This is a genomic window from Corynebacterium sp. MSK032 (genome assembly GCF_030232065.1).
Classification (GTDB): Bacteria; Actinomycetota; Actinomycetes; order Mycobacteriales; family Mycobacteriaceae; genus Corynebacterium; species Corynebacterium jeikeium_D.
On sequence record NZ_JASPJR010000002.1, the window covers coordinates 233175 to 247807 of the forward strand.

General features: G+C 60.0%; 14 protein-coding genes, 1 tRNA gene, 1 other RNA gene and 1 pseudogene. 6 read left to right on the forward strand and 11 right to left on the reverse strand.

The genetic code is table 11. The annotated features are described in order from the left end of the window. Positions 1-16: 16 nt before the first annotated feature. A complete protein-coding gene (locus QP995_RS02170) occupies positions 17-1180 on the forward strand; it encodes a galactokinase family protein (protein WP_070549796.1) in 1164 nt (387 codons plus the stop codon). 11 nt (positions 1181-1191) lie between these two features. Here the strand turns inward: QP995_RS02170 and rnpB are convergent. The 5 genes and pseudogenes from rnpB to QP995_RS02195 form a co-directional block, all read right to left on the reverse strand. Further along, positions 1192-1656, reverse strand: an RNA gene (gene rnpB, locus QP995_RS02175) — RNase P RNA component class A. 59 nt (positions 1657-1715) lie between these two features. Further along, a pseudogene (locus tag QP995_RS02180) lies at positions 1716-2381 on the reverse strand (histidine phosphatase family protein); the annotation flags it as partial. A gap of 24 nt (positions 2382-2405) precedes the next feature. Then, on the reverse strand, positions 2406-3149 hold the full coding sequence (locus QP995_RS02185) for a zinc ribbon domain-containing protein (protein ID WP_016423071.1): 744 nt from the start codon (positions 3147-3149) through the stop codon (positions 2406-2408). A gap of 5 nt (positions 3150-3154) precedes the next feature. Then, on the reverse strand, positions 3155-4342 hold the full coding sequence (locus QP995_RS02190) for a Nif3-like dinuclear metal center hexameric protein (protein ID WP_049192886.1): 1188 nt from the start codon (positions 4340-4342) through the stop codon (positions 3155-3157). Between the two features lie 69 nt (positions 4343-4411). Beyond that, the gene (locus tag QP995_RS02195; protein ID WP_070429149.1) at positions 4412-5545 is read right to left on the reverse strand and encodes an aminotransferase class I/II-fold pyridoxal phosphate-dependent enzyme; all 1134 of its coding nucleotides are present in this window, start codon (positions 5543-5545) and stop codon (positions 4412-4414) included. Positions 5546-5580: 35 nt separating this feature from the next. Here QP995_RS02195 and QP995_RS02200 point away from each other — a divergent pair, with 35 nt between their 5' ends. Beyond that, complete coding sequence (locus tag QP995_RS02200; RefSeq protein ID WP_284852864.1) at positions 5581-6261, forward strand: HAD hydrolase-like protein; 681 nt, start codon at positions 5581-5583, stop codon at positions 6259-6261. 68 nt (positions 6262-6329) lie between these two features. Then, positions 6330-6833: a low molecular weight protein-tyrosine-phosphatase gene (locus tag QP995_RS02205; RefSeq protein ID WP_395893318.1), complete on the forward strand. Its 504-nt coding sequence runs from the start codon at positions 6330-6332 to the stop codon at positions 6831-6833. Here QP995_RS02205 and QP995_RS02210 read toward each other — a convergent pair. Continuing rightward, positions 6830-7411: a GtrA family protein gene (locus tag QP995_RS02210; protein ID WP_042388795.1), complete on the reverse strand. Its 582-nt coding sequence runs from the start codon at positions 7409-7411 to the stop codon at positions 6830-6832. The two genes, QP995_RS02205 and QP995_RS02210, sit on opposite strands and share 4 nt — an antisense overlap. Positions 7412-7547: 136 nt before the next feature. On the opposite strand from QP995_RS02210, the gene QP995_RS02215 reads away from it, so the two are divergent. Continuing rightward, positions 7548-8534 (forward strand): SURF1 family cytochrome oxidase biogenesis protein, encoded by a 987-nt coding sequence (locus QP995_RS02215; RefSeq protein ID WP_049170162.1) that lies wholly within the window; start codon positions 7548-7550, stop codon positions 8532-8534. Here the strand turns inward: QP995_RS02215 and QP995_RS02220 are convergent. The 4 genes from QP995_RS02220 to QP995_RS02235 all read right to left on the reverse strand — a co-directional run bounded on the left by QP995_RS02220 (position 8531) and on the right by QP995_RS02235 (position 10358). Next, positions 8531-9490: a cobalamin biosynthesis protein gene (locus QP995_RS02220; RefSeq protein WP_258225343.1), complete on the reverse strand. Its 960-nt coding sequence runs from the start codon at positions 9488-9490 to the stop codon at positions 8531-8533. The two genes, QP995_RS02215 and QP995_RS02220, sit on opposite strands and share 4 nt — an antisense overlap. 1 nt (position 9491) lies before the next feature. Beyond that, positions 9492-9680: a hypothetical protein gene (locus QP995_RS02225; protein WP_150961035.1), complete on the reverse strand. Its 189-nt coding sequence runs from the start codon at positions 9678-9680 to the stop codon at positions 9492-9494. Positions 9681-9752: 72 nt separating this feature from the next. Continuing rightward, positions 9753-9824 (reverse strand) — tRNA-Val (locus tag QP995_RS02230). A 123-nt stretch (positions 9825-9947) separates the two neighbouring features. Further along, complete coding sequence (locus QP995_RS02235) at positions 9948-10358, reverse strand: DUF3052 domain-containing protein (RefSeq protein ID WP_005511050.1); 411 nt, start codon at positions 10356-10358, stop codon at positions 9948-9950. A gap of 264 nt (positions 10359-10622) precedes the next feature. On the opposite strand from QP995_RS02235, the gene aceE reads away from it, so the two are divergent. Together aceE and QP995_RS02245 are read left to right on the forward strand one after the other, a co-directional pair. Further along, a complete protein-coding gene (gene aceE, locus QP995_RS02240; RefSeq protein WP_150961033.1) occupies positions 10623-13379 on the forward strand; it encodes a pyruvate dehydrogenase (acetyl-transferring), homodimeric type in 2757 nt (918 codons plus the stop codon). Then, positions 13379-13744 (forward strand): acyl carrier protein, encoded by a 366-nt coding sequence (locus tag QP995_RS02245; RefSeq protein WP_284852865.1) that lies wholly within the window; start codon positions 13379-13381, stop codon positions 13742-13744. Before aceE ends, QP995_RS02245 begins: the two co-directional genes overlap by 1 nt. On the opposite strand, the gene QP995_RS02250 is transcribed toward QP995_RS02245, so the two are convergent. Further along, on the reverse strand, positions 13720-14343 hold the full coding sequence (locus tag QP995_RS02250) for a DUF3145 family protein (RefSeq protein WP_070546216.1): 624 nt from the start codon (positions 14341-14343) through the stop codon (positions 13720-13722). The two genes, QP995_RS02245 and QP995_RS02250, sit on opposite strands and share 25 nt — an antisense overlap. Positions 14344-14633 lie beyond the last annotated feature (290 nt).

Genomic DNA, 14633 nt, shown 5'->3' on the forward strand with positions numbered 1-14633 from the left:
TGGAGAGGTTTCACCCATGCCCGCCGCACCCGCTGTCGTAAACGACGTCTTCGATGCCGTCGGTTCTAATGCTTCAGTTGCATACGCCCCGGGTTCCATCAACCTGTTGGGTGAGGACTGCGCGTCCTCCGGCGGCATGCTCCTAGCCACCGCCATTCCGGCCTATGCTGCGGTCGGTATCGAGGAAATCGACGAGCAGCAGCTCGTTGTCGTGTACAAGCGCGAAACTACCAAGATGGATTTCCCGGATAGCGTCCCCGCCGCTTTTTCTCAGGTGCCGACCGCTGTCGCGGCTGCCATCGTCGCATTGCAGCACTCGCTGCATCTCGTTCCGCGCAACAGCAACGGCCTGAAGGTCACCATTGCCTCCACTATCGCGCCAGGTCGCGGTTTTGGAGAAGTTCCGGCAATTCAGTGTGCTCTCGCGCTGGCTCTCAATGCGCGTTTTGGCGACCGCGATGATGTGCCCACCCGCACGCGTATTGCCACCGCTATCCACGAGACCATGGTGCAGATTAAGGGGCAATCGTGGCCGCTGTACCCCTACACCACGGCACTGCGCAGCCGCCCGGACAGCCTGCTGTGCATCAACCACTCGGATGAGGCAGTCACGCAGACGGCGTTCCCGCAGTCGTTGGCGCTGACTGTCGCTTACTCCCCCGATGTCACCGGCGGTTCGCCCGACGAGGAGCGCTACGAGTTCTTCCAGCAAGCCTGCGCCGCTTTTGGCGTGCCGACTCTCGCTAGCCTCCCCGACTCACAGGAGCGGGTCGCGGACTGGGTGCGTGCTCGTCACGAGGTGCACCCGGACGACGAAGACATCCCCACCATCGGCCGTGCCATTCAGTGGCTTGACGAAGCCGACGCATCCTCCGACCGCGCCCGCGCAGTCATCGGCCACATCCGTCACAGCGATATTCAAGCAGCCATCGCAGGGGTTTCGCGCGATGTCAGTGAGCGTGGCTCCGCGCCGTCGGCAAGCTCTGTGCTGGGGCAGATTGCCGAGCTGACCGACACCATTGACTGCGAGAAGATTGCCCGTTGTGCGCCATGCCCGGGTGCGTCGCTGGTGATGTGGTCCCACGTCGACGACGCCGATCGGATTGCCTCCGCGCTTAACGACGGCGGTTCCGAGACCATCCGTGTGGAGAACACTGCGGCCGGCGCGGTGGTCGAGTAATAAAGCTTGTGTGAACGAGTCGGCCTATGAGCCGGATTCTGTCCCTCGGCGCTCCTTTCGGAAAGCGCCGGGTGGCGATCATCCATCTCGGTCTGCCATTGCTGACAGCCTGAAGCAGCACACCCGCGAGTATCGGACGGGCAGCCCTCAAACACTCGCGCACGCGCACGACGAAGCATGCGCGATTTTGCCTTGCTCCTGGTGGGGTTTACCTAGCCGGTGCAATCACTTGCCCCGCTGGTGCGCTCTTACCGCACCTTTTCACCCTCACCGGATCTCCACAGCTTTACGTCAAAGACATCGGCTGTGCGCCCGGCGGTCTATTTTCTGTGGCACTATTCCCGCAGGTCACCCTGGGTTGCTGTTAGCAACCACCATGCCCAGTGGAGTCCGGACTTTCCTCGACAGCGGCCTGGACACACTCTGTAAAAGAGGCGTCCGGTTCCGTTAACTGCCGCGATCACCCGGCCGGCTCGCTCGAATGGTTAGTGTACCCGCCACAACCGCAATTCAAATAACCCGCCGTGCTCGGCTGCTAACCACGCAGGTAGCTGGTGTCGTTAATCAGCCGCACTGATGTCGGCCCATCTGCGTAGAACTCCGCGATGGAGAGGCTGGCCAGGTCCAAGTGCAGGCGAGTGAAGATTTCAAAGCCGCAGCCGAGCCCCTGGCGCAGCAGCGACTTGATTGGTGTGACATGGCTGACTACCAGCACATCCGAGGCACCGAATTGTTGAGCGATGCGCTCACGCGCGGCGCTCACTCGGCTATCGACCGTGCGGAAATCCTCCCCCTCCGGTGGCGCCACGGCCGGATCCGCAAGCCAGGAACTGTGCAGCTCAGGGGTGGCGTTGTGAGCCTCGGAGAAAGTCATGCCCTCCCACTGCCCAAAGTCGGTCTCGCGCAGATCCTCTTCAACGTGGATGTCCAGCCCGAGCGCTTTGGCTGCCGCCTCTGCTGTCTGCTGTGCACGACGCTGTGGAGAGGCCACAATCGCCGAGAAACTCATGTTGCCGCTATCGACCAACGTCGCCAGGTGACGTGCTGCCGCTTCCGCTTGCTGTCTGCCCACCTCTGTCAGGTCGGGGTTCGAACGACTTCCCGAGTACTCCCGGCGAATCGACATTGGCGACTGCCCATGGCGCAGCAGCACCAACCGCGTGGGATCCGTAGTCGCACCCGTCCAGCCCGGCGCGCTATCGCGCTTGTCTGCAGCCTGGCTCATTTACGCGCCTTTCACCGCTCCCAGCGTTTCCGCACGCACAATCATCGCGCCACATTCAGGACAAAACGTCACTTCTTCCGGCGCAAGCGTGGTGAATTCATGCACGGTTCCTACATCGAGCTCCATGAAGCAGGAACCGCAGGTGCGTCCGTTTAAGCGGGCAACGGGGATCCCATTAGCAAGCGCTAGACGACGGTAAAGCTTGGCTGCCGAACCATCAATGAGTTTGTCAGCCTCTTCGATTCGGGTCTCTGCGATGGAAATGCGCGCAATGAGGTCAACCTCGGCGTCGTTAAGCCTTTGCTTGGCGGCGACGATGTCATCGTGCGCCTCGTCGGCGTCGTATTCGTGCTCAGCGTCGACCTGATAGGCCTCCTGCATGCGCTCGTACTGCTGGAGTTCCTGTTCAGCGCGTTCGCGGCGGCGCTTGGTGGAGCGCAGGTCATGCTCGAGGTCACGGCGCGTGGATGCGTCTTCTGCGGCACCGAGCGACAGACGATCAGCCTTTTCGCGGGCTTTCAGCTTGTTGATGTCCGATTCCAGCTTGGCAATATCGCGGCCGATATCGGAGGCGCTGAGCTTGGAGCGCGCTGCCTCACTGGCCTGACGGCTGTGCTTTTTGCGCAGCTCCTGCAACTCGGCACGCTCGGGCAGAACGTTCTGGCGGGCGGTGAGCCCATCCAACAGAGTTTGGTTTTCCGCCTTTTCCAACATCGCAACTTGGATTTGTGGACTAAGCCTCATGGTCTTCACTTCCTTGCCTGTGTCGACGATTCTGCCACTGTCCAGGGATCGGTGCGCACCTCAAGGACCTCGGTCGCGACCCCGAGCCTCTCGGCCAGGATCTCTGCGGCCTGGTAGCACCAGGGGAACTCGCTGGCCCAGTGAGCCGTGTCCACCACGCAGAAGTCCGCGGTTCGCAGTGTCTCATCGACAGGATGATGCCGCAGGTCAGAGGTAACGAACGCATCGACGCCCATCTTTGCCACAGTGTCCAGGAAAGAGTCACCTGAACCAGATGCGACGGCAACCGTGCGAATCATCCGCTCCGGATCGCCTGCGCCTCGCACGCCCCATGCCGTTGCGGGCAGGCGCTCAGCCACACGGGCGACGAATTCCTTAAATGGCATCGGCGTATCCAGCGTGCCCACTCGCCCAATGCCCACAGCCTGCTGCGGATCCAAGCCGGTGGCCTGATTGTCCACGATGTCGAAGGCAGGCTCCTCATACGGATGCGCTGCAACGAGAGCCTTGACAATCGCCGCGCGCACGGACCGTGGCGCGACCATCTCCAGGCGTACTTCCTCGACATACTCAATCTGCCCCTCGGCACCGATGAAGGGATTCGCCCCGCTCAGCGGGCGGAACTGGCCGCGGCCGTTAATGCGAAACGCACAGCTGTCGTAGTCGCCGATAGTGCCCGCGCCCGCCTCAAACATGGCTTGCGCGACCTTATCGACGTGATCTGCCGGAACCTTCACTGTCCAGGTATCCAAGCCGGGAGCCGGCTGCGGAGCTAGCGGCGCACCCGGTTCAACTCCGAGAACCGTGGCCAACTGGTCGTTGACACCCGGTCGGGCGCTGTCAGCGTTGGTGTGCGCTGCAAAGAGAGCCACACCTGCCCGAATCAGCTTATGAATAATCCGACCCTTCGGTGTATCCGCCGCCACGGAATTCACACCACGCAGAAGCAGCGGATGGTGCACAACGAGCATCTGAGCACCGGAGGCAATCGCGCGATCTGCAACCTCGTCAGTGCAGTCCAGCGCCAACGCGATGCGACGCACCTCATCCTGCGGGTCACCGCAGATCAGGCCAACTTTATCCCAGCTCTCCGCCAGTGCCGGCGGGTAGGCCGCGTCCATCGCCGCACGCACGTCGGCAACGGTCACCACCGTGTTATTGCCCTCGGCACGGGTCTGCGCAGAGTCCGTCATACATCCATCCCTTCAACATGCATTTCTCTCCAGCTTCTCTTCCAGCGTAGTGAACTCTGCCCCGCCCCATCAGTTCTGCGACAGCAAATCCGCTACTTCCGCAATAAGCCGCCGCACACTCGTCTCGTCCCGCACAGCCAGCCGCCACCACGAACCGTCCAAACCGGCGAAGGTGTCGCAACGCCGCACGGCTACTCCGCGCGCAGCGAGCCGCTGTCTCAGGCGCTCGTGCTTGACGACGTCAACCTCCGCAGCGCCCGGACCATCATGCGTGCTCAGGGCAACCCCCGGGCGTGCCAGCACAAAGGGAGCCTTGGAATCCAACACCTGCCAGCCGGCGGCTACTAACAGCTGTGTCATAGCCTCGCGCTGCTGACCAATCTCAGCGCGGATTTGTGGCAACAGCTCTGCCTCGCGACGCGCGATTGCCGCCATAGCGGTAAGTTGCAGCGTGCCCAGTGGCCAGTGCGGACGCAGTCGCCCCAACTGCGCCAGGAGCTCAGGGGTTCCCAGCGCGTAACCACAGCGCAGGCCTGCGATTGCCCAGGTCTTAGTCATGCTGCGGAAAACGATGACATTATCGGGGATACTGTTCGCTTCCCCCGGCCTGCAATCAGCTAGCGAGCACCGCCGAATAATCTCACCATCGGCGATGTCCATAAATGCCTCATCCACGACCAAGATCCCACAACGGCTGGCGAGCCCCCGCAGGTCATCCGCTGAATGAGCAACACCGGTGGGGTTAGTCGGATTGCCGATGATGACCATCCGACCGTCAAGCTGCTGGGAATGCGGGGAGGAGGCGTTCTCGTGGACGTCGGCAAGCGTAGGCGTGAGCGTGTACGGCGACGGTAGTACCAGCGAATCCACCCCGACTCCCGCGGCGCGGAACGCGGCTTCAGGTTCGGTGAACTGCGGCTGGACGATGGTGGCGGGCAAGCCCAGGTGCGGCAAGAGCGAAAAGCCCTCGGCGACGCCGTGAAGAAGCAGAACCTCGTCGGCGCTGCGATTGTGATTGGCGGCGATGGCGGCGCGGACGTCGGCATCGAGCTGCGCAGACGGATACGCGGCAAGTTCTCCAAGGGACGTGGCAAGCGAGTCCTGCAGCCACTGCGGTGTGGTGCCGTGAACATTGACGGCAAAGTCCAGGTCAGCGCCATGGGCGGCCTGATCGCCGTGATAGCGCAGCGGGTCGTCTAACATGCCATCCAGCCTAATGACCTTTTAGGATGAACAATATGTCCACTGGCCATCGTCCCACTGTCCTTATTGATGTCGACGGCACCATCGCCGATTCTCTCCCCGCAATCGCACATGGATTCCGCCTTGCGTTGGAGGCAATTGACCACCCACTTCCGCCCGAGAGCTTTATCAACACGATCCCAGGCCCGCCAATGGTGGAGACACTCGCATCCCTCGGACTTTCCGACGAACAAGTCGACCGAGCCTTCGCTGTGTACATGGAGCATCAACACGCCGGTGCTTGGCAGCGTGCCGAGATGTTCCCCGGCTGGCCGGAGCTCCTGCGCGATTGGCGGGCAGCTGGTGTCCAACTAGCCACTGCGACGTCCAAGGGCGAGTACTTCGCCCGTAAAACCTTGGACAATTTCGGAGTTCTCGACGCCCTTGACTTCATCGGCGCCGCCAGCGACGACGGCTCACGACAGACAAAGACTGAGGTCATTGAGTACACGCTCAAGGAGTTGGGCATTGAAACCGATGAAGCAGTGCGTCCGCACGGTTCGGTCGTAATGGTTGGCGATCGCATCCATGATTTTGAGGGCGCCGCACAGTTCGGCATCCCCGCCATCGCTGTTAAATGGGGCTACGGCTCGGAATCTGAGTGGGCATCGGCAGCGGCGGTGGCGTCGTCGCCTGGGGACCTGAATCGTGTTGTGCGGGAAATGTTGTATCTTTAAGACTCGTCAACGATTAGTGACAATCCTATTTTTATTTTCCGAGAAGTTTGGTTTTGCCTATTATGCTTATGAACTCGTCGCATCGTACTGAGTCCGTGTACGTCGTGTTTGTCTGCTCCGGAAATATCTGCCGCTCCCCCATGGCTGAAATCATCGTCCGTGACGCAGTTGAAGCCAATGCGCTTGCCGACGATGTCCTGCTCGCCTCCTGCGGAATCGGCGGCTGGCATGTCGGCGAACCCGCCGACGAGCGGGCACAAGCCGAGCTGGAACATGCTGGCTACGATCCGAACCACACCGCGGCACAGCTGGGCGATGAGCACATGGATGCAACGCTTTTCATCGCCATGGATGAATCGCACATCAATGGTCTACTCCACGCTGGCGTGCCAAAAGAGAAGATTCGCCTGATGCGCTCCTTCGACCCGGCATCCCCGAAGGGGGCCGTCGTGGCCGATCCTTACTACGGAGGTCCGGAGGGATTCGTCCGCACTCGAAACGAAATTGAGGCCGCGACGCCGGGAATCATCGCATGGTTGCGTGAGACTCTGGCGCTGGCCTCTGAGCGCTAAGGTTTCAAAACAACCTTTTCTTTTGTTTTGCTGGCATTGCCCCGGTTTCGAAACGCCCAAATCTTATTCAAGATGAAGTTAGCGGGCGTGCCCAAAATAACGCCGATAAGGTTTGCCCAGTAGAGGCGGTTTCTAAAGCCGGTGGAGTCGTCGAAAATATCCACCGGCAGTGCCAGCGGCGAGGTGGGGTTAGTCAGCAGCGTGATGACTACCAGGTTCACAATCAGCGCTGAGATACCTGCAAATAAAAATGGGAAGAACTGCCTAAACCAGTTCGGGCGATTGTCAGTTCGGAAAGTCCAGGACCGGTTGAGCTGGAAGTTCCAGATGTTAGCCACGACAAACGCCAGAGTTGCATAGACGTGGGAGTAACGGATATTCCACCGCGTTCCGAACAAGTTCATAAACACGTCGTGCTCATTGGTGCCCAGACTGAGACCCAACTTGCGGGCAATAATCACGACAATCAGGTTGACAACCACACCTGTGCCGCCGACCAGACCGAACTTGATGAACTGGCGCGAGACTGTGCTGAAGCGGCGTGAAGGCGAGGATTTCGCTGTTTGCGTGCCCACCACGACACCTCTCTTTCCATCTATCCCCGGGTAGATTCCCCGTCAAATACGCTCAAATAACTTTACCCGAAGTTCACTCAATCTCCGCACCACCAATCACCAGCCGCTCTAGTGCCATCCACACCACCGGGTAAGCTCAATGAATGTGTTTAAGAATGTGCGCCAGTTTCTGACCCCTGGATGGGTTCTCACTGCCATTGTCGCCATTGCGTTTTCCTATCTCGCATTTACTGTTCTGGCTCCGTGGCAGTTGGGTAAGAACACCGCGACGCAGCATCGCAATCAGCAGCTTGAGCACTCATTCGAGCTCGACCCCGTAGATGTCAATGAGCTAATGCCCAAGGGCAAAGGGTTCGTCGAGGGCAACGAATGGCGTCGCGTTACCGCCACCGGGTCCTTCCTGCCGGATACCCGTGTGCTATTGCGTAACCGCCCGGTCAATGGAGCCCCCGCCGTCCAGGTACTTGATGTCTTCGTCGCTAACAATGGCGAAAACTACCTGGTCAACCGCGGCTTTGTACGCCCGACAGACTCCAGCACCCCCAATGTTGAGCCAGCACCGAAGGGCACCTTGACTATCTCGGCCTTTACCCGCCGAAACGAGATTCCCGCTGAGACCGCCCCAATCCCCGGCACCCCGCCGCAGGTCTACGGAATCAATACCAAGGAAGTGTCCGAGCTAGTCGACACCGAACTCAACCCCGATTGGCTTCAGCTCTCGGACAAATCTGATGCCGTCATCGAGGCCATTCCACTGCCGACTCTGGAGTCCGGCCCCTACCTCTCCTACGGCATTCAGTGGATTTTCTTCGGCGCTCTCGTGCCACTGGCCGTCGTCTGGTTCATTCGCGCTGAAATCGTCGAGCGCAGACGAGACCGCGCGGAGCAAGAGGAGATGGCTAAGAACCTCCGCGATGCCGAAGCCGCGGAACCAGTAGATGACGCTGATGACTCCGAGGACGCAACACCCGAATCGGACGATGCCACCACTCCCACTCCTCCGCAGGCTAAGTCCGAAGAGGATCGCGCCGCCGAGCTGCACCGCCAGCGCATGGCGCAACGCTACGGCAACACTGGCCACCGCGCCGCAGGTTACCGCGACAACCGATACGACGAGCGTTTCTAACTCTCAGCTCGCGCTTTCACGCGCCGGATACATCCGGCGATTACTGCTGCTCCGGCGCAGCTGAGCGCAACAATATTTTGTACTCGCTTGCTCAGCTCAGCCGCACGCCGAACATCTGCCACCGCAGGTCTCCGACCACTGCCGAGTACCGGGCGCATCTCCACTCCACTGGGATACACCGTCGCGCCGCCCAGCTGCAGCCCCAGCGCGCCTGCAGCGCTTGCCTCCACGACGCCTGCGTTCGGACTTGGGTGGTTGCTGGCGTCTCGTCGCCACGCTGCCAATGCTTGACGACGGTCCGGACCTGCAACCACAGTTGCGATAGCTGTAAGTCTCGCGGGGAGGAACCCGGCGACGTCGTCAAGCCGTGCACTAGCCCACCCGAACTGGCGATAGCGAGCGTTGCGGTACCCCACCATCGCGTCGAGGGTATTGGCCGCTCGATGAGCGACCACACCAGGAGCTCCTGCAATGGCACCCCACATGAGAGTGCCGGTGACGGCGTCGGAGGTATTCTCGGCGAGCGATTCGACGGTGGCTCGGGCGATGCCATCAGCGTCGAGAGCTTTCGGATCACGCGAGCACAGCCACGGCACTAGCGCACGAGCGGCATCGATGTCACCGGAGGTGAGTCGGTCGGCCATGCGTTCACCAGTGCGGCGAAGAGTGGTGCCGCCAAGCGACACCCACGTGACAGCAGCCAGCGTGAGGCTCGGAGCGACTGTGCTGGCCGCAGCGGTTAGCGCTACCGGTGTGGCCACTGCGATGGTGGTGAAAGCTACACCGCACCCTTTGGAGTCGGCGTAGATTCGGCGCTCAAGCTTGCTGACAGCCTGCCCGTAGAGGGCCACCGGATGGTGATTGGTGGGATCTGCGAAAATGCGGTCAAGTGCATACCCCACAGCGATAGCTGCACCGCGCCGCCAGAGTTGTCGGCTCCTGGCATGTGTACGCAATCTAATCAAACTGTCCCTGTAGAACGGCTACGACATCGAGCGGCTCGCCCGCATTTGCAGCCTTGACCATTGCTTTACCGGTGGCCGCGTCGATCATCGGTTTACCATCTCCGCCGATTGCGTAGACAGGAACGCCCGCGAGCAGAGATCCGACAAAAACAATGGTGGCAAGCGATTTTGTAAAACGCACAGACCGGGAGTTTAGCACAAACAAAAATCCGCCCGGATTCTCCATTACAAGAATCCGGGCGGATTATGTCTGTGCGGCGAGAGGGTTTCGAACCCCCGACCGCTGGTGTGTAAAACCAGAGCTCTACCGCTGAGCTATCGCCGCGCTGCTGCGAAACTTTAACACACGGCAAACATAGATTGCCAATTGCGCACTACACACAGCGTTTATGCAGATTATTTCAATAGCTCGGCTAGTAGCCGATTCAAACGGGACAGCGAAAGCCGGCTAGCTAGAGCGCTGCACCAGGCAATTGCCCTGCCAATCCCCCAGACGAAGCGCCGAGGTGTTGGAGAAACCTGCCAGCTGTGCGGACTCATCAATCACGCCAGGATCAATGGCACCCGGCTGACCAGCACCCGGCGTGAGCAACCAAACGCGGCCTTCATCCTCCAAAGGGCGGGAAGCATCCACAAGACCATCGACCAAGTCGCCGTCTTCTTCACGCCACCACAGCAATACGACGTCGACAACCTCATCCGTGTCTTCGTCGAGCAGGTCTGCATCCAGGAAATTCTCGACCGACTCACTGATTGCTGAGTCACAGTCCGTATCCCAGCCAACCTCCTGGACTAGCTGACCTTCCTTGATGCCGAGCCTGCTCGCATATTCATGAGCAGCGCCTGTGGCGTTGACCACTTCCCTTTTCCTCCTCTAGAAAAAATATCCAGCTCGATTTTTCGAGCTATGTGGGGAAATTTTACCGCTCAAATACATTTTTCACAGCTGCAAAATAAGAATTTCCCCAAAAAGGTGCAGTTTTCGCAATGTTCGTCGTAAAGCGGAGCGGATTGTTCGGTGAAAGCGTGTGCAAGAAACGGCTAGGGGCACAACAAACGATTCAGACGTAGAGTGGAGAAAAATAACCTTTGCCTTTCCTTCAGGGACTGAAAGGAGCTCACAATGTCCGATACATCGTCAGGCACGCCACAAGCCCACTCTGATGAGTCAAACTTTGCCCTTATCCGTGATGGGGTCGCCTCCTATCTCACGGATGCAGATCCTGAAGAGACCAAGGAGTGGCTTGAGTCTCTCGACGGCCTGTTAGAAGAGGCAGGTCCGGAGCGCGCACGTTTCCTCATGCTGCGCCTGCTGGAACGTGCCACGGCAAAGCGCGTGGCTCTACCGCCGCTGACCTCGACAGACCTCGTCAACACCATCCCAACTGAGATGGAGCCAGAATTCCCAGGCGATGAGGACATTGAGCGCCGCTACCGCAAGTGGATTCGCTGGAATGCGGCAATTATGGTCCATCGCGCACAGCGTCCGGGTATCGGCGTGGGCGGACATATCTCTACCTATGCGGGCGCCGCACCGCTTTACGAGGTCGGCTTTAACCACTTCTTCCGCGGCAAAGACCACCCAGGCGGCGGTGACCACGTCTTCTTCCAGGGCCACGCTTCGCCGGGTATGTACGCCCGCGCATTCCTAGAGGGGCGTCTGACCGAAGAGGACCTCGACGGTTTCCGTCAGGAAGTCTCCCTCGGCGAGGGCAATGGCCTTCCCTCCTACCCGCACCCGCATGGCATGCCAGAATTCTGGGAGTTCCCGACGGTGTCCATGGGCCTTGGTCCGCTCAACGCCATCTACCAGGCACGCTTCAACCGCTACCTGCATGACCGCGGCATCAAGGACACCTCCCAGCAGCACGTTTGGGCCTTCCTCGGTGACGGCGAAATGGATGAGCCGGAATCTCGTGGCGCCATTCAGCATGCGGCGCTGAACAACCTGGATAACCTGACATTCGTCATTAACTGTAACCTGCAACGCCTCGACGGTCCGGTGCGCGGCAACACCAGCATCATCCAGGAACTGGAGTCGTTCTTCCGCGGCGCTGGTTGGAATGTCATCAAGGTCGTTTGGGGCCGCGAGTGGGACGAGCTCTTCGCTAAGGACAAGGACGGCGCACTAGTCGACCTGATGAATAAGTTCTGCGATGGCGACTACCAGACGCTGAAGGCTAACAACGGCGCTTGGGTGCGCGAGCACTTCTTCGGCCGTGACCCGCGCACTGCCAAGCTGGTCGAGGACATGACCGACGAGGAGATTTGGAACCTCCGTCGCGGTGGCCACGACTACCGCAAGATTTACGCTGCCTACAAGAAAGCCTTGGAGACCAAGGATCAGCCGACCGTCATTCTGGCGCACACGGTTAAGGGCTATGGCCTCGGCCATAACTTCGAGGGCCGCAACGCGACCCACCAGATGAAGAAGCTGACGCTCGATGATCTGAAGCTTTTCCGTGATAACCAGCGCATTCCGATCTCCGACGAGGAGCTGGAGAAGGATCCCTACCTGCCGCCGTACTACAACCCGGGCCCGGAGTCCGAGGAAGTGCAGTACATGCTGGAGCGTCGCAAAGAACTCGGCGGTTTCGTGCCGGAGCGTCGCACTAGCTACGAACCACTGACAACGCCAAAGCCGGAAACCCTGAAAAACCTCCTCAAGGGATCAGGTAAGCAAAAGGTTGCCACCACTATGGCGACGGTGCGTGTTTTCAGGGACCTGATGCGCGATAAGGATCTCAAGGACCGCTTCGTGCCTATCATCCCTGATGAGGCCCGCACCTTCGGCATGGACTCCTGGTTCCCGACGCTGAAGATCTACAACCCGCACGGCCAGAACTACACTCCGGTCGACCATGAACTGATGCTGTCCTACAAGGAAGCGAAGGACGGCCAGATTCTGCACGAGGGCATTTCCGAGGCGGGCTCTGTGGGGTCGTTTACCGCTGTCGGCTCGGCGTACGCCACCCATGGCGTGGCCATGATTCCGCTCTACATCTTCTACTCGATGTTCGGTTTCCAGCGCACGGCTGACTCCATCTGGGCTGCCGGTGACCAAATGTCCCGCGGCTTCCTACTCGGCGCCACCGCCGGTCGCACGACGCTGACAGGTGAAGGCCTGCAGCACATGGACGGTCACTCCCAGCTGCTGGCAGCTACGAACCCGTCCGTGGTCTCCTACGACCCAGCATTCGGCTACGAGATTGCTTACATCGTCTGCGACGGTATCGACCGCATGTATGGTCCGGAGCGCGGCGAAGATGTCATTTACTACCTGACTATCTACAATGAGCCGACTTCGCAGCCGGCTGTCCCGGAAGACCTCGATGTCGAAGGGCTGCTTGGCGGTATCTACCGCTTCCGCAAGGCTGAGGGCGACAAGCATGTCAACCTGCTGGCTTCCGGCATTGGCATGCAGGAGGCGCTGCGCGCCGCGGACATCCTGGAAGACTACGGTGTGGCTTCCTCGATTTACTCGGTGACTTCGTGGAATGAGCTGGCTCGCGATGGACACGAGCGTGACACTGAGCGTCTGCACAACCCGGCTGAAGAGGTCGAGGACGCCTTCGTTACCCGCCAGCTGTCCGACACCGATGGGCCGTTCATCGCGGTGACTGATTTCCAGCGTGCGGTCCCGGAGCAGATTCGCAAGTGGGTTCCGGGTGACTACACTGTCCTCGGCACCGACGGCTACGGCTTCTCGGATACCCGTCCGGCCGCTCGCCGCTACTTCAACTCCGACGGCGAGTCAGTCGCTGTTGCGGCCCTGGCCGCACTGGCACGCGCTGGCAAGCTCGACAAGAGTGTCGCCCAGGAAGCAGCCGAAGAGCTGCAGATTACCGATCCAACCGCAACCACTCAGGACGCTGAATAATGACCTCTAGCCTTGGAGATCAGCTCAGCGCCCTATTGGGCACACAGGTCACCGGAGCCGGTGACGCTGACGATGCCTCTCTCAATGCAGCGAACGCGGGCTCGAAGAAGGGTTCCGCCGACGCTGACCTGCCCGCAGGTCTTCACGGCGAGGTCGCGGCAATCGTCAAAAAGATGGCTAACGACGAGGTGGAGTCCCTAGAGCTCTCCACTTCGCTGACCGACTACGGCTTTGACCGCTTGAGCGTCGTAGAGTTGGCTGTCCGCTGTGAGGAAGAGCTGGGAGTCCGCATTGAGGACGAGGACATTTCCTCGTTTAAGACCCTTGGCGATGTAGTTGACTACATCGCCGCCCGGCGCGGGTAGAGCTGCAGCACGTTAGCTGCCTCTACCCCACCGAGGTCTGCGTTGCCAGCGGTCGAGTTGCCGCTGGCACTGTCGGGTCCGGCAGGGGTGGACGTCGTAAAGCACTCTTCGGGGGCGTAGCCTGCCGTCATCATGCGCATCGGCTCTAGCACGCGGTCCCACGGCCCGCCGATGGCCGCGTCGAGGGTTCCTTCGATGTCGCCGCCGCGTGCCATGATGGAACGCAGCGCATCTTCGTTGACCACGATGTTTCCGGCGGCATCGGTCTGTCCGGCGAAAGTCCCCAGCTGCGGGGTATGACAGTAGCGCATGCCATCGATGGCGTAGCCGTCATCATCCACGGCTGGGTCTTGCGCCAGCTCGAAATAGAGGCGCGGCCACCTAGCCAGGTTGTCCACCAGTGTGGCGATGGTGTCAGCACTTGCAGTGAAAGGCACCTCGGCGCACAAAGTGGCATCCTGGTCGGTCGCACGCCAAATATCCCGGCCTGGCTTAGTGCCATCGGGCATGCTGAGTCGGGCCAGCGCCCACGTGATGTGTGGTTGCAGCGGCCCTGGCATGCTGTGAATCCACAGGACGCCTGAAAGTTGGGTGCGCATAGACGAAGGTCCTCGGAAAAGTTGCGGTCAATTGGTGTAAGACGAGATTCGTCTTCCCCTACGAACTCATCCAACGACACTTGCCACACTGCAGAAAAAGCACTGCGGTAAAACAACACTTCTGAGGTTTGCGTTGCACGTGTTTATGATTGTTATTTCCGAGACGGCTGCTGGCAACCCTCAAGTTGTCCTTAATCCCCCAGATGTGATTTAGGGTTAAGTAAAGAAAAGTGTGTCCGCATGCCACCATAACCCCAGACCACACACCACAAATCACCAAAGAATAGCTC